25 protein-coding genes are annotated in these 23,604 nt (G+C 68.0%); 13 read left to right on the top strand and 12 right to left on the bottom strand.

Annotated features, from left to right (window positions below; genetic code table 11):
- Positions 1–45: 45 nt before the first annotated feature.
- From AB0N68_RS09325 to AB0N68_RS09315, 3 genes are read left to right on the top strand one after another with little or no spacing between them, the layout of a single operon-like run.
- Positions 46–603, top strand: coding sequence for a hypothetical protein (locus tag AB0N68_RS09325; RefSeq protein WP_187661757.1), 558 nt, complete (start codon positions 46–48; stop codon positions 601–603).
- 35 nt (positions 604–638) lie between these two features.
- Positions 639–1,154, top strand: coding sequence for a signal peptidase I (locus tag AB0N68_RS09320; protein ID WP_280564105.1), 516 nt, complete (start codon positions 639–641; stop codon positions 1,152–1,154).
- Positions 1,151–1,684 (top strand): hypothetical protein, encoded by a 534-nt coding sequence (locus AB0N68_RS09315; RefSeq protein ID WP_280564107.1) that lies wholly within the window; start codon positions 1,151–1,153, stop codon positions 1,682–1,684. The genes AB0N68_RS09320 and AB0N68_RS09315 overlap by 4 nt, the downstream gene beginning before the upstream one ends.
- A gap of 25 nt (positions 1,685–1,709) precedes the next feature.
- Here the strand turns inward: AB0N68_RS09315 and AB0N68_RS09310 are convergent, their stop codons facing one another.
- From AB0N68_RS09310 to rpsA, 7 genes are all read right to left on the bottom strand, one after another.
- Entirely contained in the window at positions 1,710–2,282 is a 573-nt protein-coding gene (locus AB0N68_RS09310; RefSeq protein WP_259954702.1) for a CoA-binding protein, read from the bottom strand.
- A complete protein-coding gene (locus AB0N68_RS09305) occupies positions 2,279–3,583 on the bottom strand; it encodes an O-acetylhomoserine aminocarboxypropyltransferase/cysteine synthase family protein (RefSeq protein WP_280564115.1) in 1,305 nt (434 codons plus the stop codon). Before AB0N68_RS09305 ends, AB0N68_RS09310 begins: the two co-directional genes overlap by 4 nt.
- Positions 3,580–5,586, bottom strand: coding sequence for an acetate--CoA ligase (gene acs / locus AB0N68_RS09300; RefSeq protein WP_396654770.1), 2,007 nt, complete (start codon positions 5,584–5,586; stop codon positions 3,580–3,582). The genes AB0N68_RS09305 and acs overlap by 4 nt, the downstream gene beginning before the upstream one ends.
- Positions 5,577–6,434 (bottom strand): ABC transporter permease, encoded by an 858-nt coding sequence (locus AB0N68_RS09295; RefSeq protein WP_259954705.1) that lies wholly within the window; start codon positions 6,432–6,434, stop codon positions 5,577–5,579. Before AB0N68_RS09295 ends, acs begins: the two co-directional genes overlap by 10 nt.
- Positions 6,431–7,471: an aliphatic sulfonate ABC transporter substrate-binding protein gene (locus AB0N68_RS09290; protein WP_259954706.1), complete on the bottom strand. Its 1,041-nt coding sequence runs from the start codon at positions 7,469–7,471 to the stop codon at positions 6,431–6,433. The genes AB0N68_RS09295 and AB0N68_RS09290 overlap by 4 nt, the downstream gene beginning before the upstream one ends.
- Positions 7,468–8,316 carry an ABC transporter ATP-binding protein gene (locus AB0N68_RS09285; protein ID WP_259954708.1) on the bottom strand — a complete coding sequence of 283 codons (849 nt, stop codon included), beginning with the start codon at positions 8,314–8,316 and terminating at the stop codon, positions 7,468–7,470. The genes AB0N68_RS09290 and AB0N68_RS09285 overlap by 4 nt, the downstream gene beginning before the upstream one ends.
- A 143-nt stretch (positions 8,317–8,459) precedes the next feature.
- Entirely contained in the window at positions 8,460–9,914 is a 1,455-nt protein-coding gene (gene rpsA, locus AB0N68_RS09280) for a 30S ribosomal protein S1 (RefSeq protein WP_259954710.1), read from the bottom strand.
- A gap of 235 nt (positions 9,915–10,149) precedes the next feature.
- Here rpsA and AB0N68_RS09275 point away from each other — a divergent pair, with 235 nt between their 5' ends.
- The 3 genes from AB0N68_RS09275 to AB0N68_RS09265 all read left to right on the top strand — a co-directional run bounded on the left by AB0N68_RS09275 (position 10,150) and on the right by AB0N68_RS09265 (position 12,400).
- Positions 10,150–10,689 (top strand): hypothetical protein, encoded by a 540-nt coding sequence (locus AB0N68_RS09275; protein WP_259954712.1) that lies wholly within the window; start codon positions 10,150–10,152, stop codon positions 10,687–10,689.
- Between the two features lie 227 nt (positions 10,690–10,916).
- Complete coding sequence (locus AB0N68_RS09270; RefSeq protein ID WP_259954714.1) at positions 10,917–11,417, top strand: hypothetical protein; 501 nt, start codon at positions 10,917–10,919, stop codon at positions 11,415–11,417.
- A gap of 32 nt (positions 11,418–11,449) precedes the next feature.
- Positions 11,450–12,400 (top strand): 5'-3' exonuclease, encoded by a 951-nt coding sequence (locus tag AB0N68_RS09265; protein WP_259954715.1) that lies wholly within the window; start codon positions 11,450–11,452, stop codon positions 12,398–12,400.
- A 12-nt stretch (positions 12,401–12,412) separates the two neighbouring features.
- On the opposite strand, the gene AB0N68_RS09260 is transcribed toward AB0N68_RS09265, so the two are convergent.
- Complete coding sequence (locus AB0N68_RS09260) at positions 12,413–13,399, bottom strand: PHP domain-containing protein (protein ID WP_187661769.1); 987 nt, start codon at positions 13,397–13,399, stop codon at positions 12,413–12,415.
- 2 nt (positions 13,400–13,401) lie between these two features.
- Complete coding sequence (trpD, locus tag AB0N68_RS09255; RefSeq protein ID WP_187661770.1) at positions 13,402–14,472, bottom strand: anthranilate phosphoribosyltransferase; 1,071 nt, start codon at positions 14,470–14,472, stop codon at positions 13,402–13,404.
- Positions 14,473–14,664: 192 nt separating this feature from the next.
- Between trpD and ctaE the strand changes: the two genes are divergently transcribed.
- The 7 genes from ctaE (at position 14,665) to AB0N68_RS09220 (ending at position 20,449) form a co-directional block, all read left to right on the top strand.
- Positions 14,665–15,318 carry an aa3-type cytochrome oxidase subunit III gene (gene ctaE / locus AB0N68_RS09250; RefSeq protein ID WP_101845082.1) on the top strand — a complete coding sequence of 218 codons (654 nt, stop codon included), beginning with the start codon at positions 14,665–14,667 and terminating at the stop codon, positions 15,316–15,318.
- 20 nt (positions 15,319–15,338) lie between these two features.
- Positions 15,339–16,139, top strand: coding sequence for a cytochrome bc1 complex diheme cytochrome c subunit (gene qcrC, locus AB0N68_RS09245; protein ID WP_187661771.1), 801 nt, complete (start codon positions 15,339–15,341; stop codon positions 16,137–16,139).
- Between the two features lie 36 nt (positions 16,140–16,175).
- On the top strand, positions 16,176–17,252 hold the full coding sequence (gene qcrA, locus AB0N68_RS09240; RefSeq protein WP_187661772.1) for a cytochrome bc1 complex Rieske iron-sulfur subunit: 1,077 nt from the start codon (positions 16,176–16,178) through the stop codon (positions 17,250–17,252).
- Positions 17,249–19,063, top strand: coding sequence for a cytochrome bc1 complex cytochrome b subunit (qcrB, locus tag AB0N68_RS09235; protein WP_259954717.1), 1,815 nt, complete (start codon positions 17,249–17,251; stop codon positions 19,061–19,063). The genes qcrA and qcrB overlap by 4 nt, the downstream gene beginning before the upstream one ends.
- 77 nt (positions 19,064–19,140) lie before the next feature.
- On the top strand, positions 19,141–19,428 hold the full coding sequence (locus tag AB0N68_RS09230; RefSeq protein ID WP_259954718.1) for a Rid family hydrolase: 288 nt from the start codon (positions 19,141–19,143) through the stop codon (positions 19,426–19,428).
- Positions 19,425–19,952, top strand: a complete 528-nt coding sequence (locus AB0N68_RS09225; RefSeq protein WP_259954720.1) for a GNAT family N-acetyltransferase — start codon at positions 19,425–19,427, stop codon at positions 19,950–19,952. The genes AB0N68_RS09230 and AB0N68_RS09225 overlap by 4 nt, the downstream gene beginning before the upstream one ends.
- 77 nt (positions 19,953–20,029) lie before the next feature.
- Positions 20,030–20,449, top strand: a complete 420-nt coding sequence (locus tag AB0N68_RS09220; RefSeq protein ID WP_187661776.1) for a rhodanese-like domain-containing protein — start codon at positions 20,030–20,032, stop codon at positions 20,447–20,449.
- 63 nt (positions 20,450–20,512) lie between these two features.
- Here AB0N68_RS09220 and AB0N68_RS09215 read toward each other — a convergent pair whose 3' ends face one another.
- From AB0N68_RS09215 to ctaC, 3 genes are read right to left on the bottom strand one after another with little or no spacing between them, the layout of a single operon-like run.
- Positions 20,513–20,947, bottom strand: coding sequence for a cytochrome c oxidase subunit 4 (locus AB0N68_RS09215; protein WP_025105064.1), 435 nt, complete (start codon positions 20,945–20,947; stop codon positions 20,513–20,515).
- 3 nt (positions 20,948–20,950) lie between these two features.
- Positions 20,951–22,684: an aa3-type cytochrome oxidase subunit I gene (ctaD, locus tag AB0N68_RS09210; protein ID WP_187661777.1), complete on the bottom strand. Its 1,734-nt coding sequence runs from the start codon at positions 22,682–22,684 to the stop codon at positions 20,951–20,953.
- Between the two features lie 3 nt (positions 22,685–22,687).
- Positions 22,688–23,584, bottom strand: a complete 897-nt coding sequence (gene ctaC, locus AB0N68_RS09205) for an aa3-type cytochrome oxidase subunit II (protein WP_187661778.1) — start codon at positions 23,582–23,584, stop codon at positions 22,688–22,690.
- Between the last annotated feature and the right edge of the window lie 20 nt (positions 23,585–23,604).

The following is a 23,604-nucleotide window of genomic DNA, read 5'->3' as shown; positions in this document are numbered from 1 at the left end:
GAAGACTTGACAGTCCCCTGAGGTGTGCTGCGTAACGTCGAAACCATGACGAACACGGATGCCTCCACACGCCCTCACCGCACCGAGCGACGCTCCCGGCGACGCCCGATCATGGCGTTCGCGCTGGCCGTGCTCGCGACCGGCGGCATCGGCGCGGCGCTCACCAGCGCCGCGTGGACGGACAACACCTTCTTCAGCGCCCCCGCCGCGGGAGCCACCTTCAACCTCCAGGGTTCCGTCGACGGAACCACCTGGAAGGAGTCGGCGGCCAAGAACAGCATCGAGCTCGTCGTCCCCGCCGAGAAGCTGGCGAACCTGCTTCCCGGCGAGACCCGCACCATCAAGCTCTGGGTGAAGAACGTCAGTTCCGTCAACGCCGCGCTCACCTCCACCGTCGAGTACGCCCCCGGCACCACGGCGACCGACTTCACGGTCAAGCCGACCGCCACGATCACCGGACTCGCGGCGTCGCTGACCTCCTCGGGGTCCACCGCCGCCGATGAGTTCGAGCTCGTCGTCACCACTCCGGCGGACTGGGCGACCAGCAACCAGGGCAAGACCGGCACGATCCTCGTCACGGTCTCCGCGACCGCGACCAACTGACCACCCACCGCCGCAGCCGAGACGAAGGACGAATCGTGGTGCAGCTCCTCCGCCGGCTCGCCCTGCCCGTTCTCTGGACGCTGGCCGTCATGGGGGTGGGCTGCGGCGTCGTCTGGGGCGCCACGGCCATCGGAGTCCTCCAGCCGCTCGTCGTGATCTCGGGCTCGATGGAGCCCGAGATCATGACGGGCGATCTCCTCATCGCCACGAAGGTCCCCGCCGACTCTCTGGAGGTGGGTGACGTCGTCAGCCTGCCGAGCGCGCTGACCGACTCCCTGGTGACCCATCGCATCACCGCCATCGAAGCCGCCGATGGCGCGCGCACCATCACCATGAAGGGCGACGCCAACGAGTTCTCCGACGCTCTCGACTATCCGGTGACCGGCGACGTGTGGAAGCCAGCGGTGCAGCTTCCCGGGTGGGGAACCGCGATCATGCGGATGACGACGCCCGCTGTCGCCCTCCCGTTGCTCCTCGGGCTCCTGGGGCTGCTCGGTCTCAGCATGATGAGCCCCGTGGAGCACCCGGCGCGGAAGCCCCTGACGACGTGACCCCGGCGCGACGACTCGTGTTCCCGCTGGCCGGCTTCGTCTTCGCGGTGGTGGTCGTCTTCGTGTCGCTCGCACAGGCGAGCGTTCCCACCACCAGCGCGGCGTGGACGGACCGCGCGGTCGTCAAGGGAACGGTGACGGCGGCATCCGCCTGGTTGTCCCCATTCACGGGGAACACGTGCAAGGCGTACAGCAGCCCCACGGCCGCCCCCACCACCTGCGCGATCACGGCGATCCGCTACGAGGAGATCAGCGACGCCTCCGGCCACTTCTACATCAGCACGAACGCCCCGGGCGGGTCGCACCACGTCGACGTCGACGTGGATCTGAAGAAGGCGACGGGCCTTCCCCGGACGTGGACCTCGTGGAACGCTGCGGGGGTGCTCCCGGGCAGTCACGTCACGCCGGACCCCGCGTGGACGTGCTCCTCGTTGCCCCGGCTCACCGGACGCAGCCTCGACTGGCACCTCACCGACCTTCAGGTTCCCGTGACGCTGCACCGCACCACGGCGGACACGATCTGCACCTGAGCCTCCTGGGCGCGGCGCAGCCCCCTCAGCGCGCGAGCAGCTGCCGTCGGGAGCTGATCACGCCGGTGTCGAAGCCGGCGAGATGCAGTCCGCCGTGGAAGCGGGCGTGCTCGATCTTGATGCAGCGGTCCATGACGACCGAGAGGCCCGCCGCCTCGGCGAGCGCAGCGGCCTCCTCGTTCCAGGAGCCGAGCTGGAGCCACAGGGTCTTCGCCCCGCTGTCGATGGCCTCCTGCGCGACCCCCGGGAGGTCGTCGTGACGACGGAACACGTCCACGATGTCAGGCTGCACGGGCAGGGCGCTCAACGACGGGTAGACCGGCTGTCCGAGGATCTCGGTCTCCCTCGGGTTCACGAGATAGACGTCGTAGTCCGTGCTGGACAGCAGGTAGGTCGCGACGAAGTACGAGGCCCGTGACGGATTCCCGGAGGCACCGACGATCGCGATGGATCGTGCCCGGCGCAGCAGCCCGAACCGCTGCGGCTGCGAGGGTCCGGTCCACGTGCGGCCCGGTTCGACGGTGACGGGAAGCGCGCAGCTGGTCGCGTCCGTGGTCGCAGGAAGGGTGCAGGCGTCGCCGGCGGAGGTCGTGCTCATCGGTGGGCTCCCGTCGCGAGGGTGAGGGCCTGATCGAGGTCCCAGATGATGTCCTCCGCGTCCTCCAGGCCGACGGAGATGCGGATCAGGTCGGGGCGCACGCCGGCGGCGACGAGCTGTTCCTCGGTGAGCTGGCGATGCGTCGTGGAGGCCGGGTGGATGACCAGGGTGCGGGCATCGCCGATGTTGGCGAGATGGGACGCGAGCTGCAGGTTCTCGATGAACGCCTCCCCCGCAGCGCGGCCGTCCTCGGCGGCGACCCCGAACGCGAACACGGATCCCGGTCCCAGCGGCAGGTACCTGGCGGCGCGTTCATAGTGCGGGTGATCTTCCAGCCCTGCCCAGGTCACATAGGCCACTCGGGGGTCTGCCGCCAGCCACTCGGCGACGACCCGGGCGTTGGCGAGGTGAGCGTCGATGCGCTGCGGCAGGGTCTCCACGCCCTGCAGGAGCGTGAAGGCCGACTGCGGGCTCAACGCGGGTCCGATGTCGCGCAGCTGCTCGGAGCGCAGCTTGGTGAGGAACCCGTACTCCCCGAAGTTGCCCCACCAGGAGATGCCGCCGTAGGAGGCCACCGGTTCGGTCATCTGGGGGAACTTGCCGTTGCCCCAGTCGAAGGTGCCCTTCTCGATGACCACGCCGCCGAGGGTCGTCCCGTGACCGCCGAGGAACTTCGTGACCGAGTGGATGACGATGTCCGCCCCGTGCTCCAGCGGACGCGCGAGGTACGGGGTGGCCAGGGTGGCGTCCACGACGAGCGGCACGCCTGCCTCGTGGGCGACAGCGGCGAGACCCTCGATGTCGGCGATCTCGCCCGAGGGGTTTCCGATCATCTCGACGTAGACGACCTTGGTCTCGGGACGGACGGCCGCGGCGAAGTCAGCCGGGTCGGAGGAGCTGACGAAGGTCGTCTCCACGCCGAAGCGACGCAGTGTCACGTCGAGCTGCGTGACCGTGCCCCCGTAGAGCTGCGCCGCGGCGACGACGTGATCACCCGCGCCCACGAGGGCGGCGAACGTGATGAACTCCGCGCTCATGCCGGAGGCGGTCGCGACCGCACCGATTCCGCCCTCCAGCGAAGCCAGGCGCTCCTCCAGGGCGGCGACCGTGGGGTTGCCGATACGCGAGTAGATGTTGCCGTACTTCTGCAGCGCGAAGAGGTTTCCGGCGTCGGCCGCATCGTCGAAGACGAACGACGTCGTCTGATAGATCGGCACCGCCCTCGCCCCGGTGGCGGCGTCCGGGGTGCCCCCGGCGTGAAGGGCGCGGGTGCGGAACCCGAAACGATGGTCGTCGGTCATGATGTCCTCGATTCTGCGGCGAGAGCGCCGGCGATGTCGTCGACGGCCCAGGGGTTCTGCAGTGACGTCGTGTCGCCGAGCGCCTGCGGGGTCCGTCCCGCCCGCCGATCCTGTTCCGCGTCCCAGAGCTGCGCGAGGAGGCGGCGCATGATCTTCCCCGAGCGCGTCTTGGGCAGATCGGGCACGACGACGACGTGCTTCGGCTTCGCGACCGGACCGATCGAGCGGGCGACCTCAGCGCGCAGCGCGTGCGCGTCGATCTCCGCCCGGCCGGACGGGGTGACGAACGCCACGACCGCCTGCCCGGTGACCGGGTCCGCCACACCGGCGGACCCGGCTTCGCCGACCGTCTCGTGCGCCACGAGCGCCGACTCGATCTCGATCGTCGAGAGGCGATGACCGGAGACGTTCACGACGTCGTCGAGCCGCCCCAGGATCCAGATGAAGCCATCGGCGTCGCGGGTCGCCCCGTCTCCCGCAACGTAGTAGCCGCCGTGCGCCCCCACTCCGGCGTACGCGGACCAGTACGCGTCGCGGTAGCGCTCCGGGTTCCCCCAGACGGTCCGCGCCATCCCCGGCCACGGGCGCCGGACGACCAGGGTCCCGGATCGGCCCGGCGCCACCTCGTCACCGTTCTCGTCGACCACGGCGACGTCGATGCCCGGAAGCGGGACCGACGCGGAGCCGGGCTTCAGGGGCGTGATGCCGGGCAAGGGGGCGATCATCGCGGCACCGGTCTCCGACTGCCACCATGTGTCGATGACGGGGAGCTCATTCCGCCCGAAGTTCCGGCGGAACCACACCCAGGCCTCCGGATTGATCGCCTCACCCACCGTGCCGAGCAGCCGCAAGCTCGACAGGTCGTGTCCGCCCGGCAGTTCGTCGCCGAACCAGGTCATGAACGTCCGGATGAGTGTCGGCGCCGTGTAGTAGACCGTCACGCCGTAGCGCTCGATGATCTCCAGGTGCCGCTCGCGACGCGGAGTGTCCGGCGTGCCCTCGTAGATGACCTGGGTGAGCCCGTTCGACAGCGGTCCGTAGATCTCGTAGGTGTGCGCGGTGACCCAGGCGAGGTCGGCCGTGCACCAGTGAACGTCATCCGGTTTGGCGTCGAAGTGCGCCCAGTGCGCCCAACTCGCGTGCGTCAGGTAGCCGCCGGAGGTGTGCACGAGCCCCTTCGGCTTCCCTGTCGTGCCGGAGGTGTAGATGATGAACAGCGGGTGCTCGGCATCGAAGGCCTCAGCCTGGTGCTCGCTCGGTGCCGTGTCGACGACGTCGTGCCACCACACGTCACGGCCGTCGGTCCACGGGACGACCTGTCCGGTACGACGGAGCACGAGGACGTGTTCGAGGTCCGGCAGTCCCGCAGCGGCGGCGTCGGCGGCGGACTTGACCTCGGTCGCCGTCCCCCGCCGGAACTGGCCGTCGCTGGTCACGAGCAGCTTCGCCCCGGTGTCCTCGAGCCGGAACCGCACGGCCTCCGCGGAGAACCCTCCGAAGACGAGCGAGTGGACGGCTCCGATCCGCGCGCACGCGAGCGTGACGACCACGGTCTCCACGAGCACGGGGAGGTAGATCACCACGCGATCGCCCGGTCGGATCCCGAGGTCTTCCAGCGCGTGCGCCGCCTGGGCCACACGACGCTGCAGGTCGGCGTAGGTCACCGAGGTCCGGTCGCCCGGCTCCCCCTCGAAGTGGAGGGCGACCTTGTCTCCGCGTCCGGCATCGACATGCCGATCGACGCAGTTCACCGCGACGTTGAGCCGCCCGCCGAGAAACCATCGCGCCGCGGGGACCGCACCGTCGAGAGGCGGCTCCCAGTCGTGCACGAGGTGCCAGGGCTCGACCCAGTCCAGCCGGCGGGCCGCATCTTCCCAGAAGGCCAGAGGATCAGCGGCCGCGCGGGCATAGGCTTCTGCGGTCACGTTGGCATCGAGGAACGCGGGCGACGGAGGATAGACCCGTTCCTCCTGCAGCCGGGCCTCGGTCATCGTCACGTCCATCGCCGCAACAGGTACTTCTCCAGCAGTGCGAGCACGCCGTTGGTGATCGTGCCGAGCAGCGCCAGCAACACGATGGAGAGCAGGATACGGTCGACACGCCCGGTGCTCTGCGAGTCCGTCAACAGGAACCCGAGCCCCATGGACGAAGCGATGAGCTCGGCGGCCACGAGGAACAGCCATGCCTGCGCGAGCGCGAGACGCAGCCCCGCGACGACGGAGGGCACGACGGCCGGGAGCTGGACCGTGCGGAACAGCGACCAGCCGTGCAGGCTGAACGAGCGTCCCGCCTCGACGAGCTGCGGGTCCACGTGACGCAGTGCCGAGGCGACCGTCGTGTAGACCGGGAAGAACGCGCCGATCGCGATGAGGGTCACCTTGGACTCCTCGCCGATCTGCATCCACAGGATCAGCAGCGGCACCCAGGCGAGCGACGGGACGGCGCGAACGGCGGCGAGGGTGGGACTGAGCAGAACGTCACCCCACCGCGAGAGTCCGACGATGCCGGCCGCGGCGAGCCCGATGACCGAGCCGATCGCGAATCCGAGCAGCACCCGCTGGACCGAGATGGCGATGTGGGTCCAGAGCTGTCCGGTCTCGGCGAGTTCCACTCCGGCCTGGAAGACCGATCCGGGCGTCGGGAGTCGGTACGGCTCGATGAGCCCGGCCGTCGTGACCACCTGCCAGGCGATGAGGATCACGGCGGGGAGCAGGAAGCCCCCGAGGATCCGCACGACAGGCGGCAGGCCACGCCGTGCTCCCCCGGGCTTCCCGCGGGGAGCACCCTTCGCGAACTCGAGCGCGTCCCGCGATTCCGCCGGGACGACCACCCGCTCCTCGAAACCGGTCACTCGCTTGCGCCCGCCTTCGTCGCGAAGGTGTCGTTGATGATGCTGGAGAGCGCCTTGTCGACCGATGCCTGACCGCCCTGCACATCGCCGGACTCGACGAGCACCGGCGCGATCTTCTCGAGAACGGCGAGCTGGTCGTCACCGGGGACGCCGCTCACGTCGAGGTTCGACCGCTCCTGGATCACCGTGGTCGCGACCTCGAGGTCGATGCCCGCGACGTCGGCGAGCAGGGCGGCCGTCTCCTCCGGGTGCTCGAGCGCCCAGACGCGCGCCTCCTCGTAGGCGTCGACGACGGCCTGTGCGAGATCCGGGTGGTTGTCGATGAAGTCCTCGGTCGCGTTGAGGAAACCGTAGGTGTTGAAGTCGACGTTGCGGTAGATGAGCGTGTCGCCCGACTCCTGCTCCGCAGCGGCCATGATGGGGTCGAGACCCGCCCACGCGTCGACGGACCCGCCGTCGAGCGCGGCCCGCCCGTCCGCGTGCTGGAGGTTCTGCACCTCGACGTCCGCGAGCGACAGCCCACCCTCCTCCAGCGCCTGGAGGAGGAAGAAGTACGGGTCGGTGCCCTTGGTGGCCGCGACGGACGCGCCCTTGAGGTCCTCCACCGACGTGATGTCGCTGTCGGGACCGACGACGATGGCCGACCACTCGGGCTGGGAGTAGATGTCGATGACCTGGATGGGGGAACCGTTGGCGCGAGCGAGCAGCGCGGCCGAGCCCGCCGTCGAACCCACGTCGACCGAGCCGGAACGCAGCAGCTCGTTGGCCTTGTTGGACCCGGCGGACTGCACCCATTCGACGGTCACGTCGTCGCCGAGGATGTCCTCGAGGATGCCCTGGTCGCGGATCACGAGGCTGAGCGGGTTGTAGGTCGCGAAGTCGATGGACAGCGTGTCGGCGGACCACTCGCCGCTCCCGGCGGGCGTGGACTCGGCGTCGGCCGTCGCGTTCTCGCCGGCGACGCAGCCGGTGGCGACGAGCATCATCGTCCCGGCGACGGCGATCGCAGGGATGATGCGGCGGGTGATGGTGCTCATCGGTTCTCCTCGGGGGTGTGGTGGTGCGTGTCGACGCCGAGCCCTTCGAGGAGCTCGGCGCGCAGGTCGGCGAGGCCGCGGTCGGCGCGGTCTCGGGGGCGGACGCCGGGGACGTCGACCGTCCGCGCGACGGACGACTCGTCGTCTCCCGCGCCGACGGTGCGCAGCAGCAGCACGCGGTCGGCGAGGTAGAGGGCCTCCTCCACGTCGTGGGTCACGAGCAGCACCGTGGTGGGCTCGGCGGCGTGGATCTTGAGCAGCAGGTCGTGCATGCGCAGACGGGTGAGGGCGTCGAGCGCGCCGAACGGCTCGTCCAGCAGCAGCACCCCGGGGTTGCGGGCGAGAGCGCGGGCGAGCGAGGCGCGCTGGGCCATGCCGCCGGAGACTTCACGAGGGCGCTGGTCGGCGGCATGCTCCAGTCCGACGAGTTGCAGCAGCTCACGCACACGTGTCCGTCCGGCGACCCGGCCGGTCCCGCGCGGCAGTCCCAGTTCGACATTCTGGGCGAGCGTGCGCCATGGAAGCAGCCGCGGCTCCTGGAACGCGACAGCGGTGCGCTCGTCCACGTCGGCGACGCTCGAACCGTCGAGCCGGATCGTGCCCGTGGTGGGAGCGTCGAGGCCGCCGATGAGGCGCAGCAACGTGGACTTCCCACATCCCGACGGACCGACGACGGCGACGATCTCCCCGGCGGCGATGTCGAGGTTGATGCCGCGGAGCACCTCTCGCCGGCCCTGCGCGAGCGGGAACGAGCGCGCGATGCCGTCGAGGCGGACGGGCTGCGCGGAACCCGACCCCTTCGGGGCCTCGGCAGTGCTCGACGCAGCGGGCAGGAGGGCGGTCATGTCCCCATCGTGTCGGAGGCGCTGGATTGTTACGAATGCGGCCGTAACGTTGCGTCACGCAGCGGTTTCCGGGGGTCCGGGCATACGAAAAGGGCCGTCACACCCGCCGTGAAGCGGGGTGACGACCCTTTTCGGAGTGTTACTTAGGAGTTGCCGCCCGAGAGCTTCTCGCGCAGAGCCGCGAGAGCCTCGTCGTCGGCGAGCGTGCCGGCGCCGGCCGTCTCGCTCGAGAAGGACTGGCCGCCGAAGTCGTCGCCGGCCGCAGCCTCGGCCTCGGCCGCCTTCGCGACCTGAGCCTTGTGCGCCTCCCAGCGAGCCTGGGCCGCAGCGTACTCCTGCTCCCATGCCTCTCGCTGGGCGTCGAAGCCTTCCTTCCACTGACCGGTCTCGGCGTCGAAGCCCTCCGGGTACTTGTACTCGCCGTTCTCGTCGTACTCGGCGAGCATGCCGTACAGAGCCGGGTCGAACTCGGTGCCGTTGGGGTCGACCGACTCGTTGGCCTGCTTCAGCGACAGCGAGATGCGGCGACGCTCGAGGTCGATGTCGATGACCTTGACGAAGACCTCTTCGCCGACCGACACGACCTGCTCCGCCAGCTCGACGTGCTTGCTGGAGAGCTCGGAGATGTGGACGAGGCCCTCGATGCCGTCTGCGACGCGGACGAACGCACCGAACGGAACGAGCTTGGTGACCTTACCCGGCGTGACCTGACCGATCGCGTGGGTGCGGGCGAAGACCTGCCACGGGTCCTCCTGCGTCGCCTTCAGCGACAGGGAGACGCGCTCGCGGTCGAGGTCGACCTCGAGGATCTCGACGGTGACCTCCTGGCCCACCTCGACGACCTCGGAGGCGTGCTCGATGTGCTTCCAGGACAGCTCGGAGACGTGCACGAGGCCGTCCACGCCGCCCAGGTCGACGAACGCACCGAAGTTGACGATCGACGACACGACACCCTTGCGGACCTGACCCTTGTGCAGGTTGTTCAGGAACGTGGTGCGCGACTCCGACTGCGTCTGCTCGAGGAGCGCACGGCGGCTGAGGACGACGTTGTTGCGGTTCTTGTCGAGCTCGAGGATCTTCGCCTCGATCTCCTGGCCGAGGTACGGCGTGAGGTCGCGGACGCGGCGCAGCTCGATGAGCGAGGCCGGGAGGAAGCCACGGAGGCCGATGTCGACGATGAGTCCACCCTTGACGACCTCGATGACCGTACCGGTGACGACGCCGTCGTTCTCCTTGATCTTCTCGACGTCTCCCCAGGCGCGCTCGTACTGCGCACGCTTCTTGGAGAGGATCAGGCGGCCTTCCTTGTCCTCCTTCTGGAGGACGAGGGCCTCGACCTCGTCGCCGACCTTGACGACCTCGTTGGGGTCGACGTCGTGCTTGATCGAGAGCTCGCGCGAGGGGATGACACCCTCGGTCTTGTAGCCGACATCGAGCAGGACCTCATCGCGGTCGATCTTGACGATCGTGCCTTCGATGATGTCGCCGTCGTTGAAGAACTTCAGGGTCTTCTCGACCGCGGCCAGGAAGTCCTCAGCAGATCCGATGTCGTTGATGGCGACCTGCTTGGTGGCCGGGGCGGTCGTTGCGGTAGTCATGTAGTGGGTTGTCCTTGTGAATGGATACTCGGGCTGCGGAGCATGACCGCGCACGGTCGGGATGTGCTTCGCAGCAGGTGGATTGTGGTGTGTTCGTCACCTGGGCATGCGTGTACACGCCACGAGTGACAGTTCAGGCTACCAGAAGTTGCCGCCCTATGAAGGAGCCGATTCCTCGCAGCCGCTCTGTGGATAACGTCGGCAGCGAGCTCGGCATTCCGCATACGGTGGCCCGGTGATCTCGCCCACCGCTTTCCGCCTGCTCGCCACGCTGGCAGTCGGCGTCTCGATGCTCTCCGGGTGTACCCCCACTGCGGAGCCCACGCCGACTCCCTCCCCCGCGTTCTCGTCCGAAGAAGAGGCCTTCGCCGCCGCCGAGGCCACCTTCTCCGACTACATCGACGCCCTCAATCGCGTCGACACCCGAGACCCATCGACGTTCGAGCCGTTGTTTGAGCTGTCCAGTGGCGGGGTGGAGGCATCGGATCGAAAGAACTTCTCGCGGATGCACGCGGAAGGGCAAGTACTGGCGGGGAATACAAGCATCATCTTCTTTGAGGGGCAAGAAAGCGAGCCCCCGTTCGAACGCATCCGCGCATCTGCATGCCTAGATGTGTCGAAGGTCCGAATCACAAACCAAGACGGCACCTCTGGCGTTTCTCCTGACCGTCCCAGTGCCTACGCTCTGGAGCTCTTGTTGCTGGCGCATCCGCACGGAGTTCTGACTGTCGACACTGCAAACCGCATTGAGGATGCTTCGTGCCCAGGTTCGTAGTCGTGATCATGCTCTTAGTGCAGTTCGCTTCTGGGGCCGATTCGCCGGGATTCTCAGATTTCCTAGCTGGGACGGACGGTTCGACCGTGAGCGTCTCCGCCGCGACTCACCCTTCCGATCTATGGACGCATTCGAACCGTAGGCCCCCTGCGGTCCCCGAGACGGAAAGCAAGGCGTGCCGGACCGACACGGTGCTGAGCCGGTCGTGCGGGATGTACGCGGTGCGGGTGACGGAGGAGTCCGGGACGCCGCTCACGATCGAGGATGTCGCGCAGTTCGCACCCGCCCCCGTGACCACGACGGCCGAGCCGGGCAACGTGGGCGTCGTGGGGATGCCGACCAACTTCGTGGCGACCGTCGCCGCACACACGGCGACCGGCACACTCCTCGACCGGCCCGTGACGGTGCGTTTCACGCCCGTTCGCGTCGTCTTCGACCACGGCGACGGCACGACGGCGGTGACGCCCGACGGCGGTCGCACTTGGTCGATGCTCGGGCAGGCGCCGTTCACGCCGACCGAGACGAGCTATACCTATGCGCGACGGGGCACCTATTCGACGAGGACGACGGTCGCGTACACGGCGCAGGTCGACGTCGGCGGCGGCTGGTTCGCGGTTCCCGGTGAGCTGTCGATAGAGGGAGCGTCCCAGGACATCCGCATCTACGAGGCGACCACCGCGCTCGTGGCGCGGACGTGTGAGGAACGACCCGCGGCGGCCGGCTGCTGAGCGCCCGATGGGACACGCTCTACCCTGAATCCATGACCCGCGCCGAACGCCTCATGCTGCTCGACACCGCCAGCCTCTACTTCCGCGCGTTCTATGGGGTGCCCGACAAGGTCACAGCCCCGGACGGGTCCCCGATCAACGCCGCACGCGGCCTGCTGGACATGATCGCCAAGCTGGTGACGACCTACCAGCCGACCCACGTCGTGGCGTGCTGGGATGACGACTGGCGTCCGCAGTGGAGGGTCGACCTCATCCCCAGCTACAAGACGCACCGCGTGGTCGAGGTCGTCACCGGTGCGCCGGACGTCGAGGAGGTCCCCGACCCGCTGGAGGCGCAGATCCCCTTGATCCGGGAGACGCTCGCCGCCATCGGCATCCCCATCGTCGGCGTCGCCGAGCATGAGGCGGACGATGTGATCGGCACCCTCGCGACGAACGCGACGATGCCGGTCGACATCGTGACCGGCGATCGCGACCTCTTCCAGCTCGTCGACGACGCCCGGGACGTCCGGGTGATCTACACGGCCCGCGGCATGAGCAATCTCGAACTCGTCACGGACGCGACGGTCGTCACGAAGTACGGTGTCCTGCCGACGCAGTACGCGGACTTCGCGACGATGCGCGGGGACGCGTCGGATGGGCTCCCCGGTGTCGCCGGCATCGGCGAGAAGACGGCCGCCACGCTCCTGCAGAAGCACGGCGATCTGCTCGGTATCCGCGAGGCCGCGGACGCGGGTGAGGGCATGAGCGCGGGCATCCGCGCGAAGATCCTCGACGCGCAGGCCTACCTGGACGTCGCTCCGACCGTCGTCGCCGTCGCCACGTCGCTCCCGATCACCGCCCCGGGTGTCGCCCTGCATGCCCTCACGCCGGACGAGGCCGAGGCGGCCACGGCCCTCGCCGAGCGCTGGAACCTCGGCAGCTCCATGGCCCGCGCCGTCACCGCGGTCACCGAGGCGGCGAAGGCGGTCGCGGACGCCTGACGAGGGCGCCCGTCACTCCGCCCAGGCGAGCAGACGCGACAGGCCCCACGTGGTGACGATGCGTGATGCCGGCACCCCGGCACGCTCCGCCCGCTCGGCTCCGTGGTCCAGGAGCGACAACTGGCCGGGGGCGTGTGCGTCGGAATCGATGGAGAACAGGCAACCGGCGTCGAGCGCGATCGCGATGAGCTCGTCCGGCGGATCCTGACGCTCGGGACGGGAGTTGATCTCCACGGCGACCCCGTTCTCCGCACAGGCCGCGAAGACGGCCGCGGCGTCGAAGGCCGAAGGCGGGCGCGTGCCACGGTCCCCCTGCACGAGACGACCCGTGCAATGCCCGAGGACGTTCACCCGCGGATGCGACACCGCGGCGATCATCCGCTTCGTCATCGCCCGGCCGTCCATGCGCAGCTTCGAGTGCACGGAGGCGACGACCACATCCAGCTCAGCGAGCACGGCGTCGTCCTGATCGAGGGCGCCGTCTTCGAGGATGTCCACCTCGATGCCGGCGAGCAACGTGAATCCGTCCCCCGACTGCGCCCGCACCTGCGGGATCTGCTCACGCAGCCGTTCCACCGAGAGACCTCGGGCCACGCGGAGGCGCGGCGAATGATCCGTGATGGCCTGGTACTCGTGCCCCTGCGCGCGGGCTGCGGCGGCCATCACCTCGATGGAGGTCGTCCCGTCTGACCACTCGGTGTGAGCGTGCAGGTCCCCGCGCAGCTTTCCACGGAGCGCAGACACCCGCTCAGGCTCGACGTCCCCGCGCAGTTCGATCAGATACTCCGGCACGTCACCGGCCTGAGCCTGCCGGATGACGGCGAAGGTCGACTCGCCGATGCCCTTGGCCGCCCGAAGACGGGTCGGGTCGTCCTGCACATCGGCAGGGAGGTCCTGGAATGTCGCGGCCGCCTGACGGAAGGCCTTGGCCCGGTAGCGTGACGCCCGCTCCCGCTCCAGCAGCGAGGCGATCTCGAGCAGCGCGTCGACCGGATCCATGGTCACTCCTGAGGGGCCGCCAGCTCGCGGCTCACGCCGATCCACTGGTCGAGCTTGGCCAGTGCACTCCCGTCGTCCACGGCAGCGGATGCACGGGCGAGCCCGTCGCGGAGGCGCTCGAGGATCGGCCGCTGCACCTGGGTCGCGTCCTGGGAGAGCTCGAAGGCGACGATCCCGGCGGCGGCGTTCAGGAGCACGATGTCCCGGACGGGCCCCTGCTCCCCCGCGAGCGTCCGCCGGAGCACGTCCGCGTTGTGGGCGGGAGACCCGCCGATGAGGTCGGACAGGTCGGCGAGGGGGATGCCCAGGTCGCGCGGGTCGAGATCGTGTTCATGGATGTCCCCGCGGGTGACCTCCCAGATCCTGCTGTGCCCTGTGGTCGTCAGCTCGTCCAGGCCGTCGTCGCCGCGGAACACCAGCGCCGTGGCCCCCCGCGTGCGGAAGACGCCGGTGATCAGCGGCACCCGCTCCATCTGTGCCACGCCGACCGCGTTCGCCTCCGCGCGCGCCGGGTTGCACAGCGGACCGAGCATGTTGAACACGGTCGGCACGCCGAGCTGCGACCGGACGGCACCCGCGTGCTTGAACCCGGGATGGAAGGCCCCGGCCCAGGCGAAGGTGATGCCTGTCCGGTCGAGGATCGAGGCGACGGCCGCCGGGTCGAGCGAGAGCTCGAGGCCGAGCGCACCGAGGACGTCGGAGGAGCCGGACGCGGAACTCGCCGCCCGATTCCCGTGCTTGACCACCGGGATGCCTGTCGCGCCGATGATCACGGCCGCCGTCGTCGAGACGTTCACCGTACCCACGCGGTCCCCACCCGTGCCGACGATGTCCAGCACATTCGGGGAGACCGGAAGCGGCACGGCCGCTTCGAGGATGGCGTCACGGAAGCCGACGATCTCATCGATCGTCTCGCCCTTCGCGCGCAGCGCCACGAGGAACCCCGCGAGCTGCGCCTCGGAGACCCCACCCTGCATGATCTGCCGCATGGCCCAGGTGGACTCCCAGACGCTGAGGTCGCGACGCTCCAGGAGAGAGGTGAGCACGTCGGACCAGGTCAGGGAATCAGCCATGTGTGCGATCCTATCGGCGCGGAGAAAACGTGCAGTGCGATCCGAGCGGGCGCGCAGACACCGAATGTGCGGCGTTTCCCGCGTATTCACCGGGTATTCGCAGTGTTTTCTTAGGGTCCCCTAAGTCACCGACGGGCGAATCGAGGGCCGGGGGTGCAAGAATCACGCTCGCGGATCGGCCATAATGGAGGGGTGACGACCTCAGCGACGTATGCCCCGGCGGCGAGAACCATCAAGCGGCCCAACCCGGTAGCTGTCGGCACCATTGTGTGGCTCGGCAGCGAGGTGATGTTCTTCGCGGGACTCTTCGCGATCTACTTCACCCTCCGCAGCACCTCACCCGAGCTGTGGGCCGACCGTACCGAGCTCCTGAACGTCCCCTTCGCGGCAGTGAACACGGCGATCCTCGTGCTCTCCTCGTTCACCTGCCAGATGGGTGTGTTCGCGGCGGAGGACCTGCAGCCGTACAAGATCGGCAAGGGACAGAAGAACGGCGCCGGCCGCCGTCGCCTGTTCGGCTGGGGCATGGTCGAGTGGTTCTTCCTCACCTTCGCCCTGGGCGCGATCTTCGTCTCCGGCCAGGTCTGGGAGTACGCACAGCTGGTCGCGGAGGGCATGCCCATCCAGGCTGACGCCTACGCCTCGGCCTTCTACCTGACCACCGGCTTCCACGCCCTCCACGTCACCGGCGGACTCGTCGCGTTCCTCCTGGTGATCGGCCGCGCGTACGCCGTCAAGAACTTCCGGCACAAGGAGGCGACCTCCTCGATCGTGGTGTCCTACTACTGGCACTTCGTCGACGTCGTCTGGATCGTGCTGTTCTTCGTTATCTACTTCCTGAAATAAGAGCGGAGCTGATCCCCGAGATGGCACGAGAGAAGAAGCGCCGTTCGAGCGGTCGTCGCAGCCCACTGGCGGCGGCCGCGCTCATCGGAGCAGGCCTCATGATCACCGGCGCTGTGTACGCGGGTGCGACCGCGGCATTCGCCGCCAACGACGCGCCCACGGCATCGACGCAGCTGACGGTCGAGGACGGCGAGAAGCTGTTCACGGCCAACTGCGCTACCTGCCACGGCCTCGACCTGGAGGGCACCCCCAACGGCCCGAGCCTCTACGGCGTCGGCGAGCTCGCGGTGGAGTTCCAGGTGTCGACCGGCCGCATGCCGCTGCAGATGCAGGGACCGCAGGCCCCGCAGAAGGAGCCGCAGTTCACCGAGGAGCAGATCCTCGCGATGGCGGCCTACGTGCAGTCCGAGGCCCCCGGACCGGAGTTCCCCTCCGAGAAGATCCTCGACGGCGAGGGCGACGTGGCGCACGGCGCCGAGCTCTTCCGCGTCAACTGCGCGATGTGCCACAACGTGGCCGCCGCCGGTGGCGCACTGACCGAGGGCAAGTACGCTCCGGCGATCACCGAGACCAGCGCGCTGCACATCTACGCCGCCATGGTCACCGGCCCGCAGAACATGCCGGTCTTCGGCGACATGAACCTGTCCGACGAGGACAAGCGCGACATCATCTCGGCTCTGCTCTTCCAGCAGCAGTCCGTCCAGATCGGCGGCTTCTCCCTCGGCTCGCTCGGACCGGTCTCCGAGGGCCTGTTCGTGTGGATCTTCGGTATCGGCGCTCTGGTCGCCATCACCGTGTGGATCACGGCGAAGTCCAACTGACGCTTATTCATCGAAGAGGAACGTACGAGGAGCACCATGGCACACGACGACGACTCGCAGGCTCTTGACAGGGCCTACCAGCCCTCTCCGGGGCTGGGTGTCGCAGTCAGCGATCCCGTGCAGAACCCCGGTCTTCCGCCGCACCGCGAGCGGATGACCGACAAGGACCCGCGCGCCGAGAAGACCGCGGTCCGCACCGTCTACACGCTGTTCTACCTGTCCCTCGCCGGGAGCATCTGGGCGGTCGCCGCCTACATGCTGTTCCCGATCGAGAGCGGCGCGCTCATCGACATCCGTCAGAACAACCTCTTCATCGGTCTCGGCATCGCGCTCGCGCTGCTGGCCCTCGGAATCGGTGCCATCCACTGGTCCAAGGCGCTGATGTCCGACAAGGAGTTCATCGAGCACCGCCACCCCACCCGGGGCAAGGACTCCACGCGTGAGGCCGCCATCAAGGCGTTCTCCGACGCGAACGAGGAGTCCGGGTTCGGACGCCGCACGATGATCCGCAACTCGCTGTTCGCCGCGATCGTGGCGTCGATCATCCCCGGCGTGACGCTGTTCCGCGGCCTCGCTCCGCACTCGACGCCGGACGACCCCACCGCGGGCGACCCGGTCGCGCTGCTGAAGCACACGATGTGGGACGAGGGCATGCGCCTGGTGCGCGACCCGGACGGCACCCCCATCCGCGCAGCGGACGTGACGCTCGGCTCCGCCTTCCACGTCATCCCCGAGGACCTCGCGGAGCTCGGGCACGACGAGGGCTACCTCGAGGAGAAGGCCAAGGCCATCGTGCTGATGATGCGCCTCCGCCCCGAGCAGCTCACTGAGGCCGAGGACCGCAAGGACTGGTCCTACGACGGCATCGTCGCCTACTCCAAGGTCTGCACGCACGTCGGCTGCCCCGTCGCGCTGTACGAGCAGCAGACCCACCACCTGCTGTGCCCGTGCCACCAGTCGCAGTTCGACGTCACGGACCACGCGAAGGTCATCTTCGGCCCGGCCGCCCGGCCGCTGCCCCAGCTGCCCATCACCGTGGATGACGAGGGCTACCTCATCGCACGCAGCGACTTCACCGAACCCGTCGGCCCGAGCTTCTGGGAGCGCCATTGAGCACCGCAACGCTGTCCAAGGACGAGAAGGACACCAAGGCGCCTCTCGGCGGCCGTTTCGTCGGCGCCGCGTCGAACTACATCGATGAGCGCACCAGCCTCTCGGGCTTCGTCAAGGAGCTCGGTCGCAAGATCTTCCCCGACCACTGGTCGTTCATGCTCGGTGAGATCGCGCTCTGGAGCTTCGTCGTCGTGTTCCTCTCCGGAACCTTCCTGACGTTCTTCTTCCAGGCCTCCATGGTGGAGACCCACTACACCGGCGCATACGCCCCCATGCGCGGCATCGCGATGTCGTCGGCCCTCGAGTCGACGCTGCACATCTCGTTCGACCTCCGCGGCGGTCTGCTGGTCCGCCAGATCCACCACTGGGCCGCGCTGGTGTTCATCGCCGGAATCGGTGTGCACATGCTCCGCGTGTTCTTCACGGGTGCGTTCCGCAAGCCGCGCGAGCTCAACTGGGTGATCGGCTTCGTGCTGTTCATCCTCGCGATGGCGGAGGGCTTCACCGGCTACTCGCTCCCCGACGACCTGCTCTCGGGTAACGGCCTCCGGATCATCGACGGCATGATCAAGGGTCTCCCGCTGATCGGCACCTGGACCTCGTTCCTCCTCTTCGGCGGCGAGTTCCCCGGTACCGACATCGTCGGACGCCTGTACACCCTGCACATCCTGCTGCTGCCGATGCTGGTCATCGCCTTCATCGCCGTGCACCTGATGCTCATGATCATCAACAAGCACACGCAGTTCGCCGGCCCCGGCCGGACGAACGACAACGTCGTGGGCTACCCGATGATGCCGGTCTACATGTCCAAGATGGGCGGCTACCTGTTCATCGTCTTCGGCACCATCGTGCTGATCGCGACGTTCTTCCAGATCAACCCGATCTGGAACTACGGACCGTACGACCCCTCCCCCGTCTCGGCGGGTACGCAGCCCGACTGGTACATCGGCTTCGCGGACGGCGCGCTCCGTCTGGCGCCGTCGAACTGGGACATCGTGTTCCTCGACCACACCTGGTCGTTCGGCATCCTGGCCCCGGTCGCCGTGCTCGGCCTGTTCATCGTCATCGTCGCGATCTACCCCTTCATCGAGGCGTGGGTCACCGGTGACAAGCGTGAGCACCACATCGCCCAGCGCCCGCGCAACGCGGCCACCCGCACCGCGATCGGCGTCGCCGGCGTCATCTTCTACGCGGTCCTGTGGGCGGCGGCCTCGTCCGACCTCATCGCGACGCACTTCATGCTCACCATGGAGGGTGTGATCCACACGCTGCAGGCGCTGCTGTTCCTCGGCCCGATCATCGGCTACTTCGTCACGAAGCGCATCTGCATCGCGCTCCAGAAGAAGGACCGCGAGATCGTCCTGCACGGCTTCGAGTCGGGCCGCATCGTGCGTCTCCCCGGCGGCGAGTTCATCGAGGTGCACCAGCCGGTCGACAAGTACGACCGCTGGAAGCTCATCGACATCGACGGTTACGAGCCGCTCGTCGTCCGTCCGAACGCGAAGGGCCGCATCCCGTGGACGGAGAACCTCCGCTCGGCGATGTCGCGTTGGTTCTTCGAGGATCGCCTCGCCCCGCTCACGCAGGCCGAGATCGATGCCGCGGACGCTCACCAGCACCACGTCACCGAGGGCAACGAGGCGGCGGAGGTCGCAGAGATCCAGGGCGCTCATGAGCGTGCCGGCTTCCCCGACGCCCCGCTCACTGTCGACGAGACGCACGTCGATGAGACTCCGAACACGCCCAGCTCGGTGATCTCCACCGAGCCGGTCAAGAAGCCTCGGAAGAAGAAGTCGGAGGACGACGAGTAATCGTCACCCCCCTCGTGAAGGCCCCGTCCGCTCGGACGGGGCCTTCGTCGTCTTCGCCCCGATGAGAGGATCGAATCATGTCATCCGTCGTCCGTCTCCTCCACGCACCCCAGCTCGCCGATGCCCCCGACGCCTATGCAGCCACCGCACCCGCGGACGCCCGTCTCGTCTTCCTCGCCGGAGCCTGCCCCCTCGAGGATGACGGCACGGCCACGGCTCCGGGCGACGACGCAGCGCGGGCCGCGGGGTGCGTGGAGACCGTGGAGCAGGCTCTCCAGGCCGCCGGCGCCACCCTGATGGATGTCATCAGTACGCGGGTCCTGGTGGCCTCTTCCGCGCAGCGCGAGCTCGTCACCGCCCGATGAGGCCACTCATCCGGTTCGCGACCGCCGCCGACCACGTCGTTCTCGAAGAGCTCGAGCGCGCCGCCGACCTCATCCTGATCGAGCGTTTCGGGGCGCGGTCGTGGCCACCCCCCACCTCGAACGAGGAACGCCAGGATGCCCCGGGGTTCGTCCTGGTGGCGGCTCTCCCCTCCCCCGCCGACGAGCATGCCGGCGATCCCGCGACGCCCGTCGGCTTCGCGCACGTCCTCGAGGTGGACGGGGAGGCGCACCTGGAGCAGCTCTCCGTGCGCCCGGAGCACGCCCGCCGCGGCGTCGGACGCGCGCTGGTGGTGGCCGCGCAGGAGGAGGCGCGACGTCGAGGCCATCGGCGCCTCACCTTGCGCACCTACGCGGACGTGCCGTGGAACGCCCCCTTCTACGCCCGGTGCGGCTTCGAGGAGTCCGCGCCGGACACCGACTTCCTGCGCGCGCTCGTCGGCGTCGAAGAACGGCTGAACCTCTCCGTCCACGGCCGACGGATCCAGATGACCGCACCGCTCTGAGGAGGATCGGCAGGATTCGTGCGATGCGCGACGGGAACACTCATCCGTGCGGCGCCCACGTTCCGTAATCTGAACTCATGATCGACCGTGCCGACTACTTCGCTGCCCGCCTCGCCTATGAGACCGACCCGAGCGACGTCCATGCTGATCGCGCCGCTGGCCGCCCCCTCGTCGTGGTCGACGTGCGCTCGACCGAAGCATGGGCTCAAGGGCGCGTCGCCGGAGCCGTCCACATGCACCACAGCGAGATCGCGGACAGGGCGCCGCGAGAGATCCCCCGCGACGCCGACGTGGTCGTGTACTGCTGGAGCCCGGGGTGCAACGGTGGTGTGCGCGGTGCGCTCGAGTTCGCGCGCCTCGGCTATCGCGTGCGCGAGATGATCGGCGGCTTCGAGTACTGGGTCCGCGAGGGGTACCCCGTCGAAGACGCCGACGGCGTGCACCATCGCCCGATCGACCCGCTCACCGGCATCCCCCGGATCCGTACCCGGGCTTGACCACGGCGCCCAAACGAGGAAGGCCCCCGGAGTGATCCGGGGGCCTTCCTCGTGTGCGGGGACTCAGCGGGCGAAGTTACCGCGGTAGTACTCGTAGACCCAGCCGACGATGGCGACCACGAAGATGGCCAGACCGATCGGGAGGAGGAAGTGCCCGACCGCGAGGCCCACGACGAACACGCCGGCCGATGCCGCGAGGACCAGCGGCCACCAGGACCACGGGCTGAACTCGCCGAGCTCGGGGTCGCCGTCGTCGATGTCCGACGTGAGGATGTCCTCAGGCAGCTCGCCGTTCTGCGCCTTGTGCGTCCGGTCCAGGTAGAACGCGACCATGGCGCCCATGAAGGCCGAGAAGAACAGGGCGACCGTGCCGACCCACTCGATCTGGTTCACGAGCGGAAGGCCGGGGTGAGCCAGGATGTTCCAGCCGGTGTAGACGACGCCGACGAGGGCGAAGAACGCGGTCAGGACCCACCAGATGATGACGTTGTCGCGCATGACTCAGTGGCCCTCTCGCTCGCCGGGTGCGGTGGTCGCGAACTCCGCGGCCTCCGGGTGGTTCAGGTCGAAGGCCGGACGCTCGCTACGGATGCGCGGGATCGACGTGAAGTTGTGCCGCGGCGGCGGGCACGAGGTGGCCCACTCGAGCGAGGCGCCGTAACCCCACGGGTCGTTCACCGTGACCTTGGGCGCCTTGCGTGCCGTGATCCAGACGTTCAGGAAGAACGGCAGCATCGAGGCACCGAGGATGATCGCGCCGATCGTGGAGACCTGGTTCTGCCAGGTCCAACCGTCCGCCGCGGAGTAATCCGCGTAGCGCCGGACCATGCCGTCGACACCGAGCCAGTGCTGGATGAGGAAGGTCATGTGGAAGCCCACGAACAGCATCCAGAAGTGCACGTAGCCGAGGCGCTCGTTGAGCATGCGGCCCGTCCACTTCGGCCACCAGAAGTAGAAGCCGGCGAACATGGCGAACACCACCGTGCCGAACACCACGTAGTGGAAGTGCGCCACGACGAAGTACGAGTCGCTGAGGTGGAAGTCCAGCGGCGGGGCCGCGAGGATCACACCGGTGAGACCACCGAAGACGAACGAGACGAGGAAGCCCAGTGCGAACACCATCGGCGTCTCGAAAGTCACCGAACCTCGCCAGAGCGTGCCGATCCAGTTGAAGATCTTCACACCCGTCGGCACCGCGATGAGCATCGTCATCAGGGCGAAGAACGGCAGGAGCACCGAGCCGGTGACGTACATGTGGTGCGCCCACACGGCCACGGACAGCGCGGCGATGGCGATCGTCGCGTAGACGAGGGTCTTGTATCCGAAGATCGGCTTCCGGCTGAACACCGGGAAGATCTCCGAGACGATGCCGAAGAACGGCAGCGCGATGATGTAGACCTCGGGGTGGCCGAAGAACCAGAACAGGTGCTGCCAGAGCAGGACTCCGCCGTTCTGCGGATCGTAGATGTGGGCACCGAGCACACGGTCGGCGGCGGCGGCGAAGATCGCCGCGGCCAGGACCGGGAAGGCCATCAGGATCAGCAGGCTGGTGATGAGCGTGTTCCAGCTGAAGATCGGCATGCGCCACATCGTCATGCCGGGCGCGCGCATCGTGATGATCGTCGTGATGAAGTTCACTGCACCGAGGATCGTGCCGAAGCCCGAGATGCCGAGACCGAGCATCCACAGGTTTCCGCCCGCTCCTGGCGAGAACGACGCGTTGGCCAACGGCTGATAGGCGAACCACCCGAACGAGGCCGCACCCTGCGGGGTGAGGAAGCCGGCGACCGCGATGGTCGAGCCGAACAGGAACAGCCAGAACGCGAAGGCGTTCAGACGCGGGAAGGCGACGTCCGGAGCACCGATCTGCAGCGGCAGGATCGCGTTGGCGAAGCCGGCGAACAGCGGCGTCGCGAACATCAGCAGCATGATCGTGCCGTGCATCGTGAACAGCTGGTTGTACTGCTCCTTCGTCGGGACGATCTGCATCCCCGGAGCGAACAGCTCAGCACGGATGACAAGCGCCATCACGCCACCGAGGAGGAAGAACATCACCGAGGCGATGAGGTACATGTACCCGATCGTCTTGTGGTCAGTGGAGGTGATCCACTTGACGACGATGTTGCCCTTCTGCTCCACGCGCGAGGAGCTCATCAGAGCGGCCTGACGCGCGGGCAGGGTGGTGGGACGGGAGCGGGGTGCCTCGTCGGTGCGAGGAGCTTCAGTGGTCGACATGGCTTACTCCTCTCCTTCCTCGGTTTCGGTCTTCCCGGAGGTGCCGGGGAGGTTCGAGAGACGGTCGTACGCGTCGGTGATGTCCCCGGTGTTGCCCTCTTCCTCGAGGGACTCGAGGTAGGCGTCGTACTCGTCCTGCGAGACGACCTTCACGTTGAAGAGCATCATCGAGTGGTACTCGCCGCAGAGCTCGGCGCACTTGCCGGCGTACTCGCCCTCGCGGGTGGGGATGAAGGACCAGGAGTTGTCCTTCCCGATGAACATGTCCTTCTTGTAGAGGAAGTCGATGATCCAGAAGGAGTGGATGACATCGCGCGACTGGAGGTTGATCGTGACCTTCTGGTCGACCGGGAGCACCAGCGTCGGCAGCTCGGACTGGTCGATGTTGCCTGCGGCGTCCGGCTGGGCCTGGATGCCCATCGTCCAGACGGTGTCCTCTTCGGTCTCACCGTTGTACTGGAAGTCCCACGCCCACTGCTTGGCGATCGCGGTGATCTCGACGTCGGGGTCATCCCACTTCGTCTCGATCTCGGTCTGATCGCGAGCCGTGAAGAAGAACATGCCGAGCACGAGGATGAGCGGCACGATCGTGTAGAAGATCTCGATCGGCATGTTGTAGCGCATCTGCACCGGGAGGCCGGTCTGGCCCTTGCGCCGGCGGTACGCGATCGCAGCCCAGGCCATGAGGCTCCAGGTGACGACGCCGACCGCGAGGAGAACGATCCAGGAGTTCACCCAGAGGGACGAGACGCGCTCCGTCTGGTTGGTTGCTGCCGGACCACCGTCCACGAAGCCCGGAAGAAAGCCGTTCAGCTCGGTGGGAGTACATCCCGCCAGAGCCACAGCTGCCACAACTCCCACAGGGAGTGCGGCCCAACGAAGGCGGCGTTTCGAGGGCACGATGCACCTTTCAGATCGCG

Source organism: Microbacterium meiriae, from assembly GCF_040685015.1.
Lineage (GTDB): Bacteria > Actinomycetota > Actinomycetes > Actinomycetales > Microbacteriaceae > Microbacterium > Microbacterium meiriae.
The sequence above is the reverse complement of the archived record's forward strand: the minus strand, read 5'-3'. Positions and strand labels throughout refer to the sequence as shown.